Raw genomic sequence first — 20,582 nt, 5'->3', positions numbered from 1 at the left:
CCCGAGCTGGCCTCGCCGCGACTCAAGGTTTCGGGTACTCTAACTTTTCTATTCGGGTACTTGAAATAGGAGGCGTGGGTGCTGGAGCGGCCGAAGCAGACGCGACAAATGCACGGGTTTTACCTACTCGGGCCCGCTTTCGTCGCAGCCATCGCTTATGTCGATCCCGGAAACGTCGCCTCGAACGTCAGCGCAGGTGCCAAGTACGGCTTCCTGCTGGTGTGGGTGATCGTCACCGCCAATGTGATGGCCGGGCTGGTGCAGTACCTCTCAGCGAAGCTGGGCCTCGTCACCGGGCAATCACTGCCCGAAGCCGTCGGCAATCGCATGTCACGGCCCACCCGGTTGGCGTTTTGGATGCAAGCCGAATTGGTCGCCATGGCAACGGATTTGGCAGAGGTCGTGGGCGGCGCCATCGCGCTGAACCTGTTGTTCGACCTGCCGCTACTGCTCGGTGGCGTTATCACCGGAATCGTTTCGATGGTGCTGCTTGCCGTGCAGGACCAACGCGGACAACGCTCGTTCGAATATGTGATCTCGGCGCTGCTGGCCATCATCGCTATCGGATTCCTCGCCAGCGTCGTCGTGGAACCGCCGCCGCTGGGCGAGGCCGCCGCGGGGCTGATCCCCCGATTCCAGGGCGCCGAGAGCCTGATGCTGGCGACGGCCATGCTGGGTGCCACGGTCATGCCACATGCCGTGTATCTGCATTCCGGGCTGGCCCGCGACAGACACGGGCATCCCGAAGCGGGCGAGCCGCGACGCAGGCTACTGCGCGTCACCCGTTGGGACGTGTGCCTGGCGATGCTGTTCGCGGGCGCGGTAAACATGGCGATGCTGCTGGTAGCGGCCACCAATCTGAAGGGGCGCGACGGCGTCGACACCATCGAGGGCGCACACGCCGCGGTTCGCGACAGCCTCGGGCCCACCGTGGCCCTGCTATTCGCAATCGGCCTGCTGGCATCGGGGCTCGCATCGTCCTCGGTCGGCGCCTACGCCGGCGCCATGATCATGCAGGGACTGCTCCGCCGGTCTGTCCCCATCGTGGCGCGACGGCTCATCACGCTGCTCCCGGCGCTGGCGATCCTGGCCGCGGGTATCGACCCCACCAGGGCACTGGTGGTGTCGCAGGTCGTGCTGTCCTTCGGCATCCCCTTCGCTCTCATACCGCTGGTCCGCCTGACCAGCGATCGCGGGCTGATGGGCACCGATGTGAATCATCGCGTGACGACGATGCTGGGCTGGATCATCGCCGCGCTCATCACACTGCTGAACGCGGTACTGGTTTTCCTTACCCTTGCGAACTAGTTTCTCCTGGGAGTAGGCTGTGAATCATGAAACGAATCCTGCCCTCAGCCTTGGCAATTGGAGTCGTTGCTAGTGGTTTGTTCATGGGCGGTATCGCCTCCGCAACCCCGGCAAAGGCCGATCCCGACATTTGCGGTTCCGTCGATACCTATCCCCGAGTTACCGTCTGCGCGGATGGCAACTGGGACCGCGGCTGGCACGGCAACAATGGCTGGCGCGGCAAGGGCCACTGGAAGCACTGGGACTGATCCCAGCATCGCTGAACCGACCGTCTAGCTCGACAGACCGCGTGCTAGATGGGCCCGCTGCTGGAGTAGCCGTCGCCCGAACGCGGCCCGAATCGCCGCGCGTAGTCCTCGTGAATCCACGCGTCCTTCTGACGCTTGAGCACATCGACCAGGCCCGGATCCAGTTCATGCTGCACCAGCCGGTGGCGGCGCCACACCTTGTTGAGGGCATGCGCCATGATCAGCACCCACACGTAGATGGGCACCGTCATCTCCATGTGGACGTACAGCGACGCCGGCAGCAGCCAGAACGGCGCGAGAATGAACAACGGTGGAATCGCACACCGGAGAATGTGCCGGCGCACCGCACCCTTACCCGCCAAGTCATTGGCGACCCACTCCTTCATCGAGTCAGGTAGGCGCCGTCCGTAGCAGTAGGCGACGTACTGAAAGAAGTTCGGGCGATCGGCGGCCATGACTAGATTGTAGACTAATAATTAGTGCACTAACTAATGGTTAGGATAGTGAGAATGACCGCAGTCTCACCCGATGTAGACCCGCTGGCCCTGGAGCGGCAGGTGTGTTTTGCACTAGCCGTCACCAACCGCGCCGTGCTGGCCATCTACCGGCCGCTACTCGCCCCCCTCGGGATCACACATCCGCAATATCTGGTGATGCTGGCGCTCTGGGATCACGCTAAGAGCAGCGCGGACGATGCCCCAGAAGCGTTGTCCGTCAAGCAGATAGCCGCCCTGCTCCAAACGGATTCGGCGACCATCTCCCCCATGCTCAAGCGGCTCGAGACGTTGGGCCTGATCACCCGCCCACGCAGCGCCACCGACGAGCGCACCACACACGTCACCCTGACCAAGCAGGGCGCCGCACTGCGCGCGAAGGCACTCAAGGTGCCGGCCGCCGTCGTGGAGCGCCTGGGTGTCGACCTCTCCGAACTGGAACACCTACATGCGGTACTGACCAGGATCAATGCGGCCGCGCTGGCCGCCGGAGCCCTGGACACCGACTAGCCGCAAAGTCGTTATGTGGCGTCCGCCACACCTCCCTGTACACCGATCGGTGTAGGTGCTGCAATGAGTGGTAGACCGATCGATTTACCAAGGAGGTCATCATGTGGAACGACTCAATGGTGCTTATCGCCATCACGCTCGTCACCCTGGCCATGCTCTGGACCGCGAGCGGAGAGAACTCGATGAACTATTACGAGCGTGACATCCAGAAAGGCATGTGGCAGCGCTAGTTTGCGTGTGCGGCGGGTGTCTGTTTGTCTGAGGTCATGACCAAGGACGAAGCCGCTGAACTGATCACCGCTCGCCGCCTCGAGAAGAAGCTGACGTGGCAGCACATCGCGGAAGCGATTGACTCACCACTGATTTGGACCATTGCCGCGCTTCTCGGCCAGCACCCGGTGCCCGAAGCGAAGGCTGCGAAGGTGGCGGAACTTCTCGAGCTGGGGCCGCAGGTCACCGCTGCGTTGCGGGCCCAGCCGTACCGCGGCACGCTGGACGGTGGTGCACCGTCTGACCCGACGATCTACCGGCTGTATGAGGCGCTGAGCGTCTACGGCCCGGCGATCAAGGAAGCCATCCACGAGGAGTTCGGCGACGGCATCATGAGCGCCATCAACTTCAAGGTCGACATCGCGCGCCGCTCCGATCCCGACGGCGATCGTGTGGTCCTGACTCTCGACGGGAAGTTTCTCGACTACCGGTGGTGACCGGTCACAGCAGGTCGCGGATGTTGCGACCCGTAATGGCGCCCCATTTGGTGTCGAGCGCATTCATCAGCAGCTGCCAGTACGGCGCCCATAGCGTGCGTTGCGCCATCGCCGGGGGCATGGTCTTGTAGGTGGCCGTTTGTTGCGTCCACCGCCACGCCAGTCCCCTGGCGACATCGTCGATGCACCAATAAATCAGTTCATTCGGGTTGTTCGTGGTCTTCCATACGAATCCCTTTTTCGGATCACGCGTGTGGTACCAGAACTGCGCTCCATCCAGCACATACTGCGGAGCGGTGTTGGAGTGGCGCTCCCCCTTGGCCAGCTCCGTCGGCACGGGTACTTCGGAGATCGCGACTTCACCAGCGAGCCGGCTCAACACGGCAATACGGACATCGAGCTGCTCGCGGATCCACGCCGAACTCCCCGGACTCCCGGGCTCGGGCGCACTTGCGGCCGGGACGGGCGCGGACATAGGCCCAGAGGCGATCGGTTGATCGGGCTGTCCCTCGGAGGTATCGGCTACGCGATCGGCCACCGCCTCCCCAGCAACATCAACGATTGCCCCTCCCGCCCAGTCGACCTTGGCAGAATTGAGTACTCCGTCTTCTTCGAGCGACAGATCGACCACGTAGGCAACGTCTACAAGAACATCGCGGGCGCCGGGCGCGAGAGACACCCCGGGGCGGCGCGGGCCCAGCAGTGCCACATGCACCATGAAGAACTCACCGTCATCATCGCGGTCGCAGTATTCACGCTCATACCGGGCGGCATCGGAGGCATCGAACCGGTGCTTGACCGGCGGTTCCAGTAGCACGCTGCAGAACTGCACCGGATGGTCAGCATCGCCATCCAACATCCCGAGTTCTGTTGCGCTAATGGGCAGTTCGGCGGCCAAGCTTGGCACGGCATCATCCGCCGCGGCGCGGATGGTGAACATGCGTGCGTCGGGTGGCCAGTCGTCTGGCTCCGGCGCGGCCCCCTCGTGACCGGTGGAATCAACCGTCATGTTCTTAACCGTATGGCAATCGTGTACTTCGGGCGACGATGGTGCACCCAGACCTGTTAGTTTTACGACAGACCGTCCCCGCTGGGGGGAGCATTTCGGACGTCAAGGAGACCACCATCGTGAAGATCAATGTGCCTATCACTGCCGCCTTGGGGGCCGTCGCGGCGGCCGCCGGACTTGCCCTGATGCCGACCGCCGGCGCCGACACCACGCTCGGCCAGCAAGGTCGCCTGACCAACGGCGATGTCGTACAGGCGTGGACCATCAGCGACCTGAAGGTCAGCACCGACCAGCTGTCGTACCAGCCCAAGGGCACCCTATGGGAGGCCACCGCCACCGACGAGGCCATCCAGGGCAGCGTCATCCCCATCGTCGCCAACTTCAACGCGAAGGCCAGCGACGGCGAGACCTATCGCGTGCTGTACGGCGTGCCCTCCGAGCAGGGCGTGAACCCGGGAACCTTGTCGCAGGGCGAGAAGACCAGCGGCAAGATCTACTTCGACGTGACCGGTGCCGCCCCCGAGACGGTGACCTACACCTCCGGTGACGAGGACCTGCTCACCTGGAAGGCCGCACCCGCCGCTGCCGCGCCGCGTTCGGGTGGTTCTTCGAGCCAATCGCATGGCACCGCTCCTGCGCCGGCCACCAGCGCCGCGCCCACCACGTCCGCGGCACCTGCCGCTGTTCCCGCGGGCAGCCAGGGCACCCCGCTGCCCGCCGGTAGCCAGGGCACCCCGGTGGATGGACAGCAGCCCGCGGCGACTGCGACCCCGACGGTGGCTCCCGTGACCGCAACGCCGGGTCCGACTCCTGCCCCCCCGGTCCCCGCCGAAAGCACGCCGCTGAACAGCACCGCGGTGCCCGCCAGCCCGGCCCCCGCCTCGCCGGTACCCGCGACTCCGGTCCCCGGCGCCGAGGGCGCGCCGCAGACCGCGACCCCACCAGTGGCCGCGGTTCCCGCCGTTCCAGCCTCGGAGAGCACCCCGCACGGCCAGCGCGCAGCGGGCAGCCAGGGCACTCCGGTGTCCACCGAAGGCTAGTAGGAGCCTGGAGAAACAGTTTTCGGCATTGACCGCCGGCCGCCTCGTGCGGCCGGCGGTTTTTGTTATGAGTGCGAGGACCACCAGGCATACAGCTGGTCGAGAGTCGGACCGGTCACTCCCGAACGCGTCTCGCTGAGCAGCAACCGCTCCTCATCTGTCCAACCGACCACTGGGTGTCCCTGGTTGGTGCCACAGAACACCGTGCCGCTCACCTGATCCGGCGTGGCGTTACGACGCCACGGTCCCGGCGACTGAATCCGGCCGGGGCACACCACCACCGCGTTACGTTTCGTCAGACGGCTCAACCCTGCCGCAAGCGCGGACCTGTCCTTCACCAGCGAGTAGCTGGCCTCCAGAGGCCCATCCGGATCGTCACTACGCCCGCACTTTACTTGTGCCACCGCCTCATTCGCGGGGTCAACGACCTTGCAGGCCGACGTCGCGTATCCCGTCGGAAGCATGGAGAGCAAGCGAGCTTCGGCATCGGAATCCCTGCTCGCCACCGTTGTCGATGGGGCCGCGCTCGGTTCCGCGGGCGGGGCGTCGTCGCCACCGCCTGCGAATGCGGCGACCACACCACCGACGACGACCACCACAGCGACCAGCACCGCGCCACCAATCACTAAGGGCCGCTTGCTTCTTTGCGGCTTGTCCTCCCAGGACGAGAAATCAACCGGAGCAGTGGGCTTCGCAGGTCCCGAGGCGACGGGAGCCGCCGTACTGAAGGGCTCATGACTCGGCCACTGCAGGTACTGGCCACTCGATTCCACCGCGGGCGAGTGTGGTTGCACGAACGCCGGCTCATCGAGAAACGGCGGCTGGCCAAACTCCTGTTCCGGCGCAGCGAACGGACCGGGTTCGGACAACATCCCGGGAAACGCGTTGAGGACCGGTAGCGGCGCGGTATCCGCGGCATCAGACGAGTCGTCGCCCGGCGGTGAGCCCGCTCCGATGTCCGTATCCATCCGCTACCCCCAATGTCTCGTCGTTATGTCCCCGGCCATGGTCAATGCACAAAGATTACTTGGCCCGCTCGCCCACCGGCCGAAAGCACACACAGTGGGCGCCTGAGAATCGGCCGACGTCGCACCGCCTGGCTACAGCAGCGCCTTGCTGGGCGCCGGCACCAAGGCCCGCGCGATCGGCAGGATGTACTCGCGGGCGTACTGTTCGGCGTCTTCCCTGGTGGCCAGCTCGCGGCGGGCGCTGGGCGCAAGGATTAACGAATGCGTCAGGCGCACAAATACTTCCGCAACACCGTAAGCGTCGTCGACAACATCGCCGGCGCTGCGGCTCACGTGACCCGCCAGGTATGTGGTCGCCATGTCCAGGGCTGGGCCTGCCCCATTGGTCAAGACCGGCAGCACCGACTCCGGATCGGTTTCCACCGCCCGCTGCATCAATGGGTGTGTGTGCACATGCCAATAGATTCCGGTGAATCCCGCCACGAGCTTGTCCTCGGGGCTCTTCAGCGCCGCGATTTCGCGGTCGATGGCGGAGAACATCGTCTGCGCCTCCCGCATGAGGACCGCGAGCACAAGCTCGGTCTTGTTGGACCAGCGGCGATAGACCGTCATATGCGATACGCCCGCACGCCGCGCGATCTCGTCGACCGTCGCCCGCCGAAGACCGAAGCTGAGCATGGTCTGCAGCGCGGCCTCGAGGATGCGCTCGCCGGTCGGATCCGGATCTGCAGACACAGCTCAGTCTCTCACGCAGAGGTACTTCCCAACTTCGTGTTGCAATGTTAGTTTCTAACTAAATTACTAACACCGACGGAGGATGCAATGACGCATGTACTGCCGCGCGATACCACGCATGACGGCGAATCGAACCGCGATACCCACGAAGCGGGCTTGGCCTTCCTCCGCGCGGCCGGCACGCGCCCGCGCGTCATGGACGCATTTCGCAAGCACCTGGGCAGCCCCTTAACCGGCGTCTTCGGCGGGGTGCTGTTCGACGAGGTAGCCCTGCTGCCGGTGGCGGCGTCTGTGGACCGTTCCGGACGGTTCCGCCAGAATTTCACCGACCGCGGCATTCGGAGTGCGCTGAGCGCGATGTCCCTGCTCGCCGGCAATGAGCAGCAGCGAGCGGACACGGCACAATGGCTCAAGGAGCGTCACCGCGATGTGCGAGGCACGGGAGTCGGCGAGTACGCGGGGATTCGTTACAGCGCACTGGATCCCGAGCTGTGGATATGGATCGCGGCCAGTGCCATGAACGCCACGTTGGAGGCCTTCCCTTACTGCACGGGTTATTCGATGAATCCCGCCGAAAAGGAGGCCGCATATCAATATCAGCGGTACCTGTTCAAGGATCTCGAACTACCCAGCGCCAAGGGGAAATTCCCGGAAACATACGCCGCCTTCGTCGAGTACTACGACGACATGGTGTCAAACAGACTGCAGTCCAACGGCTTTTTGCGCGAGCAGTTCGCCGGATTGATGCGGCTTCCACTGCCCACACTGTTACTCCCCGCCGCGATGCGCCCGGCCCTATTGCCGCTCTGGCTCGCGATCCGCCCCATCGCGGGCCGGGTGATTCAGGTGTGCTCGGCTAAGGCGATGCACCCCGAGATACGCGAGATGATCGGGTTCCGGCTCAAGCCCCGCCACCACGTCGAGTTCACCCTCTACACCCGGCTCCTGCAGCTGGTGTGGCGTGTGACACCGGAACGCCTCCTGATAGAACCCATGTTGTACAACATGATTCGCATAGACGACGCCCGCGCTCAGCTCGATGGATCGCGTACCGCGCAGCGCAAGTACGAGAAGATCTCGCGAACCTTGACCCGCCGTAACGAGCGACTGGCAGACTTCTATCACGGCTATCGCCTGGATAGCTTTGCCGCCCCTGAACGCCCAACCGGTACCTGCCCGTTCGGATGAGAGCCCACGGGGACAGCCCGGTAGACTCCTGTGCTGATCCCCGCCCTCGGGGAGCGACACCCCTGCATGCCATCCGCTGCGCGATGCAGCGTCACGCATTTGGTGCACGAAAGACTGAGCGGGATCGGTAAGTTCTGGACTCATGAATACGGTGCGGTCGGGGGAGGCCGCTGACGGTCCAGAACACGCGTCCAACCCTCCGAGTCGCGAGACTGCTCGCTGGGCCGCGATCTTGTGTTTCATCGCGGCGTTCATGTGCCTGGTCGGTACCGGTTGGTCCGCGTACGCCCGGTGGGCGACCGATGATTCGTTGGGTCGCCTTGGTGGGTATCTGCCCCAGGACGCGACCTCGGCGCTCGGCGCGATGGACACCCTGAACACGGTGGTCGCGGTGCTCAACGCGATCTTGGCGGTGGCCTTGGTGGTCGGCGGGATCATGCTGTTGCGCCGCAAACCGGCCGGCCGCATAGTCGTCGCAGTGGCCGGCGTTTTCTTGCTGCTGGCCCCGGTCGTCACCCATGTCCTCGCCACCCAGATTTGGAGCAGGCTCGTCGCCGCGATGAGCGAGACCTCCGATGTGGAAGTCATGCGGTTCGGTCCCGGGCTGGGCACGATGATCCGCGGTGTGCTCGTCGCGTTGGTAATGCTGGGGCTGGTGCTTGCACCGTCAACCAAACGTTGGTTGACCTGCCAGGGAGCCGACTGCACCGACCGGAGAGACCGGCCGCCGCGGCGGCGGTGGGTGGTGTTGGTGTGCGCGGTGGTTGTCGCTGTGGTGGCTGGTGGCGTGGCCGTGGTGCACTGGTGGCCCCGCAGCAGTCCGGGTGAGCCGAGCAACGCGCAGGAGGCGCCGGTTGGGACGCCGAAAGACCGGTTGATTGGTTTCGCACTGGATCGCCAACCGGTGCCTGCCTGGCAGGTCTCGGTGACCGATGTCGGGTTCACGCCGGAGACTCGAGTGGGCGACCTTTTCGCCGCCGTCTCGGACAGGGCCTACTTTTCGACGCTGCGCAGCGATCCCGACAAAACGGTCACCGGATTGGTGTACGGCTTGGACACCAAGACCGGCAAGCCGCTGTTCCCGCCGATCGAGATGCCCGGATGGGCGGGGGTCACGTGTTCCACCAACGGCCCGTCGGTGGCCGTATGCGTCACCGACAGTTGCCCGGATTCGATAATTTCCTGCACGGGCCAGCACGAGCAGCTCTGGGTGATCGATCTGGACGAGGGCAAGGTGACTTACACCGGTGACCCCAAGGTCCAGGGCGCGGGCAACCTCGAGTCCCGTAGTCACCCAGGTCGCCCGGTTCTGGTCCCGCTCGGGCCCTCCCACGGAGCGAGCTGGCTGGTCGCCTCGGCGGAAGGCAAGGGTGTCTACGGGGTGGGCTCCCAAGGAGAACCGACGTGGTTTCTTCCCGGCAACGGGGATCTGGTCAGTGTTGAGATCAATGACCCGCGAGTGGACGACATCGCGCCGCTGACAGTGGGGATACAGAAGTCCAGCTCCGGGAACGACTTTCGTGTGTTTTCCGTCGATGGGCGTGATCTGACACCCACCCCACCGCAGGGGCAGCGGGTAGCCGAGGTGCGAGCGTATGTCGGTGGTTTCGCCGTCGAGTTCGACGGGGGGCCGCGCCCCCGGGGCGTGGGGTTGTATGACAGCGACGGCAAACAGGTGGCCATGCTGACCGGGTTCTATGCGATGGCCAATCCGGCGATGCCGATCATTGCGCAGAACCGGCCGGGCAAGAACTATGACACCGGCGGGCTGCAGGTTTACACCGCGGCGGGCAAGCCCCAGGTCAACGTACCTGCATCGATACTCGACCACTTCCGCATGATCGGCACAAAGCTCTACGCTGGCGAACCGCCAGGGGCGTGGCGGTCATGGGACCTGTTCACCGGTCAACAGGGCCCAGCCTGCGACATGCAGCTCGACAGCGGCGAATACGTGGGATCTGACGGCACCACCGTCATCTGGCGGGACATCAGCAATCAAGAGTTCATCGCCGTCGACCCGGCAACCTGCCAAACCCTGTGGAAAGTACCCGTCAAGACCGGGGACGATTCCTTCGAGGTCATGCAGAAGGCCGGAACCAGCCTGCTGCGGTTGACCGAACACACCATCGCCGGGCTGCGCCCTCCTGCCTAGATGTCGCAACCCGGGAGGTTGTTGACGGCGTGCCTGCTTGAAGCGAGAAAACCTCCTGCCGGAGTGACCGTGTCTGGTATTCACGCGATAGACCCTCGTCGCGCGACAAAGCCGACGCCCGAAGCATCCCCACGGCGCTGTTCTCAGACCCCGAACTCGCGAGCCTCATCGCGTGACAGGAAACGGTGTCCCGGGCCGCGCCCTATGTGGGCAGCGTGGCGGATGGCCCGGTGGGTGGATGAGGTTTCCCGTAGACGGCTTCCGAAGGACCGGGCAGATCGGACCCTGCCGATGCTTGAGTCAACGAGCACATGTTGTCCCCGTAGGCGGCGGGTGCGTTGGGTCTGCTGTCGTTGGGTATCTCGTCGGGCTTACCTGCCACCACGAAGTACTCCGTACCAATGTCGTACCCACGTCCGCAGGATGGCCCGAAGTTCTCTACCTTGACCGTTGTCACTGCACCCACATCGCCCTTGTAGACCTCGCGGACTGCGAACTCGTAGATGGTGCGGCCGGTGTCGGGGTTGCCGATCCCGAAGGTGTCAGTAGGTGTCCCGACGAAGATGGCTTGCGCGTGCCCAAGCCATTCCTTGACCGAGGCCGCGTCCTTGCGGACAGCGACGCACGAGCAAGCACACGCCACGCCCGGCGCCACAACAGCAGATGCGGTAATACCCCCGGCCGCAAGTGTGAAGACCGTCGCGGCGGATCCTATCCAGCGAATCATGAGCAAAGTATGCACGGAACGATTCGCGAAGATAACCGCACACACAGATTTCAGGACAAAAGTGTGTGTTGCTGAATCTATTGCCTAGGATCGGTGACGCCTAATGTGGGTTCATGACAGGACTTGCCGGCAGACTACTGACGGCGATGTTGTGCGCTGGATTGCTGTTTACGGGCGGATGTTCTGGCCGCTTCAACCCGCAGCGATCATCTGAGCCAGCCGAAACGTCTGCGTCCCCGCGCTTGGTGATGCGACTGGACAGGTGGTTCAAGTCGCCGATCAACCAGATGACGGACGATGCGGTGCCCTTTCTCGCAGCATACGACGACGGGACCGTAATCTTGGCGGGGCAAAGTCCGACCGGTAAAGTTTCAGCTAAAGCCTCTCCTGATGCCATCACCAGAGCAGTACGCGCGGTAGAGCTTGAGCTGACGCGCAAACGCCCCCTCGGAGAGAGCTGTCAGATATTTGACAACATGGTGGTCGAGGTTCATGTTCCTGCGATATCTGACAAAGCAACATTGCTCGACGAGGTTCCCGGCATATCCTGCGACAGTAGCGACCCCCGAGGCCGACCCGACCTCCTTGCAGCCATCACTTCGGCTCAGCAGCTCCTGCTCGAAAGCCTCAACACGCGAACGCCGTACCTGGAGCGCCCGCAGCTGTTACTCACCCCAGGCGGGCGGCTATCCTCGACGCCAGCTACACCGGTTACACCGCCATGGCCCTTGCCTATTCCCTTCGCCGACTCGCAGTTTCATCGCAACTGCATCTCGTTAGACCGCAACAATTTTGACAACTTGATTGCTGCCGTCCACCCTTCTGGGCCGATTTCGCGTTATCTCGTACGAACCGGCGCAGCACGACCTTTCCCCGCAATCGTCGGGGTCTCGCTAGACGCAACACTTCCCGATGAACAGCCTTGCGGTGGGTTACCACTCATCCGTACGGTGCCCTCCGGCGGGGATCGGATCGACCCGGCAGTGTGGGCCCCGCTGGGGTCCGTTGACGAGGTCGGCGAGGCCGACCTGTTCGCGAGTTGGAACCTGGATGACGACGCCACGGCAGCCATCACATCGCGCTACGGAGAAGCGGCGTCCTTCGGCGGCTATGGCACGAAATATCGAGCTGCGCGCGTGGACGGCAAATGGTATCTGGACGGCTACGATGGCCTGGGAATCGGAAAGTCGTGGTGGTTGGCACGCACCGATCCATTGACAGGCAAGATCCTCACCATTGTGGCAGGCCCCGGAAACTAGTCGGCACCCAGACAACAGCGGCAACCGCTGCTCGATCGGGGCTGCTGAAGGTTGGGTGGACTCTTCTGGTTTAGGCCGCCGGGATGGCGGCTGCTGCCTTATGACTTCGTATTCGATCGGTGTCGGTCGACTAAGAGCACGTTGGCGGCAGTGGTAGGTGCGTTCGATCCTGGTAGATACACCAACGCAATCAAAAATCACAGCCGCCCAACCAGGCACCCGGCTACCCACTGCCCAGACATATCTGCCCCACTGAAGCCATCGCTTCCCACAAGCATCACCGGCAACGCCCTCGACGCGCCAACAGCCAGCGTCCGAAGCACACCCGCCGACCCGCTAGAGTTTTAGACACCTATTCACACAGGTCCCCCGCCCTCGTAGCTCAGGGGATAGAGCACGGCTCTCCTAAAGCCGGTGTCGCAGGTTCGAATCCTGCCGAGGGCACTTCTTCCACTACATCGCACCGTCACCCCGTGCGCCGAACCGCACGCGGCCGCGCAAGCGTTGACACAGGCCTACAGCCCACAAACTTTTGCTTATCCAAGCTGGCTATTGATAACTTCGCTCCAAAGACACGATCCCTACGAGGAACGTGCCCCTGTACATCCACCAATCCGCATAGTCAGGCTCCTTCTTCCTCAATACCATCGAACAGCCGCGATCTGCCGCGGAAGCGGCGGCAAGACCTTGCCCTTCGTCCCAGTTGGTTACATACACGGAAATATCTCTATTCTCGTCGTAATCCGAGAGCTGCAGCCGATAATATGCTCTCAATTGTCGCCCATATCCCATAAATGAGATGCATCGCGAAAAACAAACCGTGCACATCCAAGTGCGCGACCCACAGCCTCTAGTGACACACCCGGTTGCGGAGCTATATCACTGAGCGTGCCGATACTGATTTGCGTCCCATTTAGGTCAATTGGGTCCATTAAATTCTCCGATTGATCTGTGGAGCATGACAACGATGGGCTTACGTGTACAGGATCACTCCGCGCATCGGTATTCTTTGTCCGAAAAGTAGCCATAAGGAAGAACACGATCAGTGAAAGCCAGAAAAGTAGTTCCATTGCCTCAGACCAACAATACGCAGCGCTACCCCATCCCGGCATTGTGCCAATCATAGAAACCCGCTCGATGTCAGGCCCCTGTCTGACGGTATTCTGCACTCGATCATGCAACCGATTATTATCGCGATCACGCACGTTCTACGTCCACATTTACAGATCAGCGCCATGACTATCCATGAATTTCCAATTGCGTCCATTTGGTAAATGTTTTATCCGCGGCATTGCTATTTTTGCGGGACTCAGAGAAACGAGAACTGCACACCGAACAGATCTCGTTACTTCACGATATAAAGGAACGCCCCGACTGACCGTTTCTCATCGATGGCGCGTTGACGGGCGAGCGATCATCAACAGCATTCCTGCACACACGACGATGGCCGCGAATGCAAAAACGGTGACGATTCGCCATATTGGCACTGTGGCAATATTCTGAGTACCGCTGACTATGTTTTCCTGTTTACGTACGGCGTCACACCACAGCTTACGAAAAGTGTCGACGTCGCCGTCCAGCTGACGCACAACCAGATGGAGGATCTCCCATGACGGGATCGCCCCGGGCGCGAAGGCTTTGGCGACCGTCGTGTGACTGCACCCGATAGCCCGGCTGATACTGCGAAAACTGGGCCGGCCGGCCATGAAACGCAACTCGGCTAGTTCAGCATTTAGCGGATAGACATGGTTATCAGGCATTGTCTGAAGGCTTCTCTATTGCCAATTTCGTGCTGCCAGGGGCGAATCAACCAGCACAGCATTTAGCCCAATCTTGCGGGCCAGGCGAAAATCATCCTCGGTTTTCACTGCAAACCCAATCGTCTTCATGTCAGCATGCTGAGAGTTGAAACACTCGATAGAGCTGGGGTCCCAAAGCTCAGCATCGACTTGGGACACCCCCGTACCCAACGTAAATTTTTCAGACACAACGACATCGCGATGGAGCTCAAAACCAGCCCATCTTCCGGCGCTTGGCGCTGGCTCACACCGATGGTTCAATGCCATGTTCAACAGACGCTGACGAGTCATATCGCGACTTTCGGCGACCTTTAGACCACTCTGAGCCGCTAATGCAGACACTTCGGCATCCGTCGAATAGATAACTGATCTCTCTACAGCGGCGGTCTTGACGAGCACCCGGGAGACCGCGTCCACCAGGGGCTGAGCCGGCGTCTGCTTCAGGTCGAGGAACAGCGGCATACTCGGCGGGATCGCGCCGATCGCCTCCTCGAGGGTCGGTATCTGGACCGACTTTTGACGATAGGGGTTGACGTCCTCTCTGGCGAAATTCCAACCCGCGTTCAGCTCCTTCAATTGCTTGACCGTCTGGGCGTTCACCCGCCCCTTCCCATTTGTCAACACTGATAGGTCAACCGGGCGATACAGCACCGGTATCCCGTCACCGCTGACCTGGACGGTTACCCACATCCCATCGACACCTGATTTTTGAGCATTAACAATTGCCAGAAGTGTGTTCTCCGGATAATCGGCCGTACCGCCGCGGTGCGCGATCAGCATTGGCCTGGAATCGACATCGACAGGGAGCCGGTCGTTGCTTGGTGGAGCTATAGTCTCCGCAAATGTCGCCTGCCCATTTTCGTCGCCGGTGTAATCGCCGCATCCAGCCACTGCCAATGTCATAGCCATAAAACCGGAAGTCAAAAACCACGCACCGAGCATTTACAGATCACCTCAAATTGGAAAGCAGCGCGGTTCATTCAACACCGCATCGGGAGCATTTATACGAAGGGTAGGACACGAAGTGTCATGCTGTCAACGCAGTGTTTTAGCGTAAATTTATTACGTCTACCAACGTTTCAGCGCACTAACCTCACGCTAATGCGGATCCGTCGATTGAAAGCTGAAATCAATCGGTCCGCAAAGATGCACTGCTGATCGATTGTCGGGCGAACTGCTGAATTCCACGAAAGGTTCACCAGCGCCATTCGCCCGCAAGAGTGCCGAACCGTGCGCCCTCTAGTCGCCCGCCGAGTGCTTTCCTCCACGTGAAGCCGATCCGCCATGGGCACCCGAGCCTTCCGAACCGCCACCCGCGCTCGAACCACCACCTGACCCATCAGGCGCGCGATGCTTTCCACCCGACTCACTGGGCGAAGCCACCTTAACCTTCACCTTATGAGACGTACCCGAAGAATCCTCGTGACGCCTGCCGCTGTCGGAGTCCTGCTTGGTCTTGTTTCCCTTCGAGGAACCAGCCGCATCGGCAGGAGCCGACTTAGCACTGTCGGTCTTCGTTGAGGCGGCGGATGCATCAGTGCTAGTCACTGTGGAGGTGATCGCACCCCTCGTCTGCTTGATCGACCCGGCGGCCGAATCCTTGAGCGCACTGTTCGCCTTATCGACCTTGTCCTGCAGCTTCTCCTTCACCACCGGCTTGACAGGCTTCCCCTTGTCTTTCGAGGCCGCCGGGTGGTGACCAGAGTCGTTGTCCTGCTTGCTCTGAGAAGGCTTGGACGCAGCATCCCCAACCGGCTTAGCGCTGTCAGTCTTCGCCGCCGCGGCGGATGCATCGGTATTGGTTACCGCGGAAGCGGCGACGCTGCCGGTGTTCTGGGTGTCAGTCATCTGCTTCTTGAGTGACTGGTCCACCTTGTCGCGCAGCCCTTCCTTGACCACTGGCTTGATCCGGCTGTCCCTATCTTTCGGGTCAGCCTGAGGCGCGGCCTTGAGGTCTTCCTTCGCGGTGTCCTTAGCCGATTCGGCAGCGTGCTGCGCCGAGGGCTCACTGCCCGCAACCACACGTGGTTTCGATGCGGAAAGCGCTGCGGACGAGACCTTCTCGACATCCGACACAGCATCGCCGTTGACGGCGGCCGCTTCCTTTTCCTTGCCTGAGCCGCTGGTGCCGAGCAGGCGCGACGCAAGGTCCGGTGTTCCGGCGGTGAGCTGCTGAGGCTTGGGGAGCGTTTCCGGCATCGCAATCAGAGCGGCGGTGGAGCGCGCGGCCACTACATGAGCACCAGCGCTCTGCACTGCCCCGAGGAGCCCGTTGTCCAACGACTTAGTTGATTCGTTGATCGCGCGATTGGCATCGAAGAGTGGCTTGCTCGCGTCGATATTCAGGCCCTTTATCGCGGCACGCCCCTGGTCGATCACCCTGTTCACCTGAACTGTGGCGGCGTCGAGTGCATCGGCCACCGGCTTGAGCATGTTCTGCGCCTGGTTGAACATGGGGTTGGCGATGCTCTTGAGCCGGGTCAGTCCCTCGCGCACCGCGTGAGCCACAGATATGACCAGCGCGTTCTTATAGATGGCATCCCCCAGTGCGCTGTTACCGAACAACGTCAGTCTCTGCTTCTCCGGGCTCAGCAGGTTATTGCTGAAACCGTCGATCAGCGCGTTGAACACCGTCTGCGGGACTTCAAAACGCTGCGCCCAGTTGATGTTGGTCGGTGCCCTGAAGACATCCGTTTGCACACCGGCCATATCCATACCGCGGGTAAAGGTCATCACGCCGTTGGCGTCGGTGGTGCCCTTGACATCTTGGTAACCAAGCGCGACCAGCTGGGTGAGCACACTCTCAAACGAATCGGCAACGGGTGTGGTGATGTCCGCCACGCCCGTGTATCCGAGTAGGCGAGGCAGCATGTGGAAGGGCTCGAGGAGCGGAAGGTTGCCCGAGTCATAGGTGACGTAAGTGGAGATGCCCTGCACCGGGAACTTAAAGTCAGCGCCAAGGATCGACCGAAAGACCGGCCCCAGAACCGCATTCAGCGCACTGTTCAGGGGGCCATTGACCACATCGAGGATCGTGCCCTGGGTAAGTAGGTGGAGCCCCTGTCCCCCCGTCGGGTCCGCGGTGACCAACCCTGCGTTGATGAGCCCGGGAAGCAACTGACCGACAAGGTTGGCGGCCACCGGGACTGCCTTGTCCTTATCGGGGATCAGGTAGGTAGGCATAACCACACCCGCGACAGAATTCGCCCAGGCGAGCGGGTCAAGCGTCGACGGAGCGTCCGAAAGTAGGTCGTACTTCCACCCGACATCGGTGACGGAGATATTGAGAACCTTGGTGGCAAGACCAGCATTGGCCCCTGCATTCGTGTAACTGCCCGCGCCGGGATTACTGAGGTTCAGCCCAAACAACTCCGAGATGGGAGTGACCATCGCCATCAGGCCGCCGCCCGGGCGCGACGTGTTGCGAAACAGTACAGCGACAACGCCAGTCACACCGTGCTTATCGTCACCCCACAAGGCACTGTCGGACTCGACGTCTTTGATCATCTGACGTAGCGCAAGCGCACTATCGGTCCCACCGAGACCGTCCCCGAGAATGAATGCGCGCCGCTGGTTGATTACCGTCAGCAAGTCATTGCCGATCGCGCTAATACCGGGAATCCAATTGATCCACGGGCTATTAAGAGTATCTACAACGCCTTCAAGCCCACTGAATGCGCCCATGCTGTAACTCAGCTCGTTCACGGAATCGTGAACGCCCGCCGGTCCGAAACCGGGCACCTTAGGCTCGACAGGGCTGATCGTGTTCAGCACGTCCAGCAGCGTCTTAACCGCCGAGGACAAACCGGGATCATTAAGCAACCCGACCGCGTTAGTCAGGACTGCATCCGGGCTGCCGACCCCAGCCAGGCGCAACGCCTGGAAGACGGGTCCCACCCCATAGATGCCCACCATCGAGGCAAGTTGAACTTCCAGACTCATCGCACGCGGAGCGAGTGCTGCGGCGGCCTGAGGCTCGGGACGTGAGAAATCGACGGTGGCCGGCGCCGCCACACCGACTGTCAGCGCCGTCACTGTCACCAGCGCCGTCGTCGCCAACATCACCCGCGACGTAGAAAATGGCAGGCGGCCAGGCACCGGCGCGCCGGCAAGGACTTGCTTCCCCGATCGCTTGGGAACGTTATTCGACGACCGAACATCCCGACCCGACATAAGCACGACACCTCTCCTCAGAAAATTTGAGCAGCGTTGTACGCCGAAAGTCCCACTGTCCATTGAGAAATCGGCGATGCCTATTCGCAGCGAATTTGCAAGGAACGCCCCGTACCACAGCCATGTGCAATCAGCATCTGGTACTCGAAGGAAAGCCCGTCGCCAGTTAGGGGTACCACCCAAGGAACCGTAGGACACAGAGTGTCATGCTGTCAACGATGTGTTCTGGCGCTAACACGCATTTACCGATTGAATGCGGTGACCGTTCGGTCCGCAAAGGCCTGCTCGAAAGATTGTGCGCCACAAGGCCGCACACCAAAACTCGGGAAGCCCTACGGGCCATCGACCGAGTATCAGTAGGCGCCCTCGCTGCGCACCACCGCGCCGACAGTCCGGGAAATGATGCGTATATCGAGCCCCATGGACCAGTTGTCGACATACGAGATGTCGTGACGGATAGATTCGTCGACGGAAAGATCGTTACGGCCGCTGACTTGCCATTGGCCGGTAACACCCGGTTTCACCAGGAGCCGTCGCCGCATCGTCTCGTCATAGGCGTCGACCTCCCGCTGCACCTGCGGCCGCGGCCCGACAACGCTCATGTCACCGAACAGCACGTTGAAGAACTGGGGCAGTTCATCGAGGCTGTACTTCCGGATGAACGCCCCCACCGGGGTGATGCGGGGATCTTCCTTCGCCTTGAAGAAGACGGGCGTACTTCCTGCCGAGTCGATCATCGCCGCGGTATCGCGGTCGGCGCCCGTGTACATACTGCGGAACTTGATCATCCGAAATGGCACGCCGTCCAAGCCGATTCGTTCAGACACATAGAGCACCGGCCCGGCGCTGGTGAGCTTGATGGCCGCGGCAATCGCGAGCATCACCGGCGCGGTGGCCAGAATGGCGGCCGCTGCGAACGCCATGTCGAATGCTTCCTTCGACATCGACCGGGCCCGGCGATGGCCCGGGGCGAGCATCTCAAGCATATGAACCCGCTCCAAACCCCGCTCCGCTGTCGTCACGACGGTCTCGTCCACGTCCCCAGGAGATGCCGCGAGCTCGATTCCCAGATCTCCGAGCTCGGAGGCCAGCACTGAAAGCTCCTTGCGTCCAAGGTCATTGGTCATCGCGACCGCGACGATCTGAGCCGATGTCCGCTGCGCGGCCTCGACCACGTGGCGGTCGTCGCCGACTATCGGCACGCGGTGATCACCGACCTCGATCGCCTGTCCGCCAAGCCAATGATCAACTCCAGGAGTGCACGCGCCGACAACCTCGAAGCCACTGCCCCGGTGACGGCCAAAGGCGGTGATCATCTCCCGCACAGCGTCGTGATCGCCCGCCAGCAGCACCGGAGTCCGGCTCGCCGAGCCCCAGATACGCCGCAGCCCATACCGAGCTACGAGTATGCCCAACAGTCCAAGCGGTATCTCGATCGCCAAATGCCGGATATCGATCAGCTCGATACGCGAGATGAGATAGGTGAGCAGCACAATCGTGAATAGCTGGAACGTGACACTGACGACCGTCTGCCATTGCTGCAAGACCGCCCGCAACGCCTTTCCCGGGCCCACCGTGTGCAGCGAGAGCGCAGCAAACCACGTGACGGCGATCACAACATCCGTTGCCGCATACCAGCGGCCTAGGTCCTGGCGCCCGGACAGCAGATGATGCGCGAGCTGATACGAGACCAGTGACGTGAGGGCGATGGCCACCAGGTCAGCCGCCGGCGCCCATCGTCGGTGCAGGTAGAACAGCCCCCCAGGGCGTGCTTCTACCCTCCGTTGAATTCCGTCACTAACGACGCTCTTCAAATCCATAAGTGCACTTGACCCGTTCGTTCATATCGGCTGATTCGTATGGACGATTTAGGCAATTGAGCCCGACCTATTTACGTGTAGAGGTTTCCATAACGACCAAAAACACGCCACGCGATGACTGTCACGCTACTCCACGGGTCGCAACGTCACAAATGAAAGTTTTATTGCAGGGAAATAAGAATCATCTAACAAACATCTCCCACCGCCACCTATTGCTAATCTTCACGCCAATCACACAACGCTCACCGGCAAGTAACATTTCCATAACATGACCAGGTCAGGCTGATTCAGGCAACGCGGAACGCATCCGCCCCAGTCTGCCACAGCGTTATCTCGAGCACCACACACCCGCTAGTTGCGGGCAAATTAAAGGCAAGGCCAAACCCAACTTTCAATGAGCGAAACCCCTGCCTCAGGTTGCGGAGCACCCACGGTGTGTTGCAGG

General features: G+C 61.7%; 18 protein-coding genes and 1 tRNA gene. 10 read left to right on the top strand and 9 right to left on the bottom strand.

Going from position 1 to position 20,582, the window contains the following annotated elements; all coding sequences use genetic code 11:
* Window positions 1-108 precede the first annotated feature (108 nt).
* Together AOT87_RS01220 and AOT87_RS28570 are read left to right on the top strand one after the other, a co-directional pair.
* Window positions 109-1,308 (top strand): Nramp family divalent metal transporter, encoded by a 1,200-nt coding sequence (locus AOT87_RS01220; RefSeq protein ID WP_057968674.1) that lies wholly within the window; start codon window positions 109-111, stop codon window positions 1,306-1,308.
* A 26-nt stretch (window positions 1,309-1,334) separates the two neighbouring features.
* On the top strand, window positions 1,335-1,556 hold the full coding sequence (locus AOT87_RS28570; RefSeq protein WP_070950146.1) for a hypothetical protein: 222 nt from the start codon (window positions 1,335-1,337) through the stop codon (window positions 1,554-1,556).
* A 44-nt stretch (window positions 1,557-1,600) separates the two neighbouring features.
* Here AOT87_RS28570 and AOT87_RS01215 read toward each other — a convergent pair whose 3' ends face one another.
* Window positions 1,601-2,011, bottom strand: coding sequence for a DUF5313 domain-containing protein (locus AOT87_RS01215; RefSeq protein ID WP_057968675.1), 411 nt, complete (start codon window positions 2,009-2,011; stop codon window positions 1,601-1,603).
* Between the two features lie 54 nt (window positions 2,012-2,065).
* Between AOT87_RS01215 and AOT87_RS01210 the strand changes: the two genes are divergently transcribed.
* The 3 genes from AOT87_RS01210 to cynS all read left to right on the top strand — a co-directional run bounded on the left by AOT87_RS01210 (window position 2,066) and on the right by cynS (window position 3,267).
* The gene (locus AOT87_RS01210) at window positions 2,066-2,560 is read left to right on the top strand and encodes a MarR family transcriptional regulator (RefSeq protein WP_057968676.1); all 495 of its coding nucleotides are present in this window, start codon (window positions 2,066-2,068) and stop codon (window positions 2,558-2,560) included.
* 101 nt (window positions 2,561-2,661) lie between these two features.
* Window positions 2,662-2,790 carry a hypothetical protein gene (locus tag AOT87_RS29465; RefSeq protein WP_256364537.1) on the top strand — a complete coding sequence of 43 codons (129 nt, stop codon included), beginning with the start codon at window positions 2,662-2,664 and terminating at the stop codon, window positions 2,788-2,790.
* A 36-nt stretch (window positions 2,791-2,826) separates the two neighbouring features.
* Window positions 2,827-3,267 (top strand): cyanase, encoded by a 441-nt coding sequence (cynS, locus tag AOT87_RS01205; protein ID WP_046252706.1) that lies wholly within the window; start codon window positions 2,827-2,829, stop codon window positions 3,265-3,267.
* Between the two features lie 4 nt (window positions 3,268-3,271).
* Here cynS and AOT87_RS01200 read toward each other — a convergent pair whose 3' ends face one another.
* A complete protein-coding gene (locus AOT87_RS01200) occupies window positions 3,272-4,276 on the bottom strand; it encodes an immunity 63 family protein (RefSeq protein WP_057969779.1) in 1,005 nt (334 codons plus the stop codon).
* A 119-nt stretch (window positions 4,277-4,395) separates the two neighbouring features.
* On the opposite strand from AOT87_RS01200, the gene AOT87_RS01195 reads away from it, so the two are divergent.
* On the top strand, window positions 4,396-5,316 hold the full coding sequence (locus AOT87_RS01195; RefSeq protein ID WP_057980218.1) for an MPT63 family protein: 921 nt from the start codon (window positions 4,396-4,398) through the stop codon (window positions 5,314-5,316).
* A gap of 65 nt (window positions 5,317-5,381) precedes the next feature.
* Here the strand turns inward: AOT87_RS01195 and AOT87_RS01190 are convergent, their stop codons facing one another.
* Window positions 5,382-6,284, bottom strand: a complete 903-nt coding sequence (locus AOT87_RS01190) for a hypothetical protein (RefSeq protein ID WP_057968817.1) — start codon at window positions 6,282-6,284, stop codon at window positions 5,382-5,384.
* 132 nt (window positions 6,285-6,416) lie between these two features.
* A complete protein-coding gene (locus AOT87_RS01185) occupies window positions 6,417-7,019 on the bottom strand; it encodes a TetR/AcrR family transcriptional regulator (protein ID WP_030094473.1) in 603 nt (200 codons plus the stop codon).
* An 87-nt stretch (window positions 7,020-7,106) separates the two neighbouring features.
* On the opposite strand from AOT87_RS01185, the gene AOT87_RS01180 reads away from it, so the two are divergent.
* Window positions 7,107-8,207 carry an oxygenase MpaB family protein gene (locus AOT87_RS01180; RefSeq protein ID WP_057968818.1) on the top strand — a complete coding sequence of 367 codons (1,101 nt, stop codon included), beginning with the start codon at window positions 7,107-7,109 and terminating at the stop codon, window positions 8,205-8,207.
* A gap of 142 nt (window positions 8,208-8,349) precedes the next feature.
* Window positions 8,350-10,359, top strand: a complete 2,010-nt coding sequence (locus AOT87_RS01175; protein ID WP_057968819.1) for a hypothetical protein — start codon at window positions 8,350-8,352, stop codon at window positions 10,357-10,359.
* Window positions 10,360-10,561: 202 nt separating this feature from the next.
* Here the strand turns inward: AOT87_RS01175 and AOT87_RS01170 are convergent, their stop codons facing one another.
* Entirely contained in the window at window positions 10,562-11,086 is a 525-nt protein-coding gene (locus AOT87_RS01170; protein ID WP_057966217.1) for a hypothetical protein, read from the bottom strand.
* Between the two features lie 113 nt (window positions 11,087-11,199).
* Here AOT87_RS01170 and AOT87_RS28565 point away from each other — a divergent pair, with 113 nt between their 5' ends.
* Together AOT87_RS28565 and AOT87_RS01160 are read left to right on the top strand one after the other, a co-directional pair.
* A complete protein-coding gene (locus tag AOT87_RS28565; protein ID WP_131727289.1) occupies window positions 11,200-12,345 on the top strand; it encodes a hypothetical protein in 1,146 nt (381 codons plus the stop codon).
* A gap of 371 nt (window positions 12,346-12,716) precedes the next feature.
* Window positions 12,717-12,789 (top strand) — tRNA-Arg (locus AOT87_RS01160).
* Between the two features lie 941 nt (window positions 12,790-13,730).
* Here the strand turns inward: AOT87_RS01160 and AOT87_RS01150 are convergent.
* The 4 genes from AOT87_RS01150 to AOT87_RS01135 form a co-directional block, all read right to left on the bottom strand.
* Window positions 13,731-14,105 carry a hypothetical protein gene (locus AOT87_RS01150; RefSeq protein ID WP_057966530.1) on the bottom strand — a complete coding sequence of 125 codons (375 nt, stop codon included), beginning with the start codon at window positions 14,103-14,105 and terminating at the stop codon, window positions 13,731-13,733.
* 15 nt (window positions 14,106-14,120) lie between these two features.
* A complete protein-coding gene (locus AOT87_RS01145) occupies window positions 14,121-15,086 on the bottom strand; it encodes a glycerophosphodiester phosphodiesterase family protein (protein WP_234795801.1) in 966 nt (321 codons plus the stop codon).
* A gap of 297 nt (window positions 15,087-15,383) precedes the next feature.
* Entirely contained in the window at window positions 15,384-18,206 is a 2,823-nt protein-coding gene (locus AOT87_RS01140; protein WP_057968822.1) for a hypothetical protein, read from the bottom strand.
* 464 nt (window positions 18,207-18,670) lie between these two features.
* Window positions 18,671-20,137 carry a sugar transferase gene (locus tag AOT87_RS01135; protein ID WP_057968823.1) on the bottom strand — a complete coding sequence of 489 codons (1,467 nt, stop codon included), beginning with the start codon at window positions 20,135-20,137 and terminating at the stop codon, window positions 18,671-18,673.
* Window positions 20,138-20,582 lie beyond the last annotated feature (445 nt).

The sequence above is a fragment of the Mycobacteroides sp. H003 genome, from assembly GCF_001440135.1.
In the GTDB taxonomy this organism is placed as follows: Bacteria; Actinomycetota; Actinomycetes; order Mycobacteriales; family Mycobacteriaceae; genus Mycobacterium; species Mycobacterium gwanakae.
Note: the sequence above shows the minus strand (reverse complement) of the source record. Positions and strands in the feature narration are given on the sequence as shown.

Bases quoted from the DNA above. Each gene is read 5' to 3' on its own strand.
- AOT87_RS01200 (WP_057969779.1), bottom strand. From the start codon at position 4,276: ATGACGGTTGATTCCACCGGTCACGAGGGGGCCGCGCCGGAGCCAGAC.
- AOT87_RS01145 (WP_234795801.1), bottom strand. From the start codon at position 15,086: ATGCTCGGTGCGTGGTTTTTGACTTCCGGTTTTATGGCTATGACATTG.
- AOT87_RS28565 (WP_131727289.1), top strand. From the start codon at position 11,200: ATGACAGGACTTGCCGGCAGACTACTGACGGCGATGTTGTGCGCTGGA.
- AOT87_RS01135 (WP_057968823.1), bottom strand. From the start codon at position 20,137: ATGGATTTGAAGAGCGTCGTTAGTGACGGAATTCAACGGAGGGTAGAA.
- AOT87_RS01220 (WP_057968674.1), top strand. From the start codon at position 109: ATGCACGGGTTTTACCTACTCGGGCCCGCTTTCGTCGCAGCCATCGCT.
- AOT87_RS29465 (WP_256364537.1), top strand. From the start codon at position 2,662: ATGTGGAACGACTCAATGGTGCTTATCGCCATCACGCTCGTCACCCTG.
- AOT87_RS01215 (WP_057968675.1), bottom strand. From the start codon at position 2,011: ATGGCCGCCGATCGCCCGAACTTCTTTCAGTACGTCGCCTACTGCTAC.
- AOT87_RS01190 (WP_057968817.1), bottom strand. From the start codon at position 6,284: ATGGATACGGACATCGGAGCGGGCTCACCGCCGGGCGACGACTCGTCT.
- AOT87_RS01180 (WP_057968818.1), top strand. From the start codon at position 7,107: ATGACGCATGTACTGCCGCGCGATACCACGCATGACGGCGAATCGAAC.
- cynS (WP_046252706.1), top strand. From the start codon at position 2,827: ATGACCAAGGACGAAGCCGCTGAACTGATCACCGCTCGCCGCCTCGAG.
- AOT87_RS01210 (WP_057968676.1), top strand. From the start codon at position 2,066: ATGACCGCAGTCTCACCCGATGTAGACCCGCTGGCCCTGGAGCGGCAG.
- AOT87_RS01140 (WP_057968822.1), bottom strand. From the start codon at position 18,206: ATGTTGGCGACGACGGCGCTGGTGACAGTGACGGCGCTGACAGTCGGT.
- AOT87_RS01175 (WP_057968819.1), top strand. From the start codon at position 8,350: ATGAATACGGTGCGGTCGGGGGAGGCCGCTGACGGTCCAGAACACGCG.
- AOT87_RS28570 (WP_070950146.1), top strand. From the start codon at position 1,335: ATGAAACGAATCCTGCCCTCAGCCTTGGCAATTGGAGTCGTTGCTAGT.
- AOT87_RS01170 (WP_057966217.1), bottom strand. From the start codon at position 11,086: ATGATTCGCTGGATAGGATCCGCCGCGACGGTCTTCACACTTGCGGCC.
- AOT87_RS01150 (WP_057966530.1), bottom strand. From the start codon at position 14,105: ATGCCTGATAACCATGTCTATCCGCTAAATGCTGAACTAGCCGAGTTG.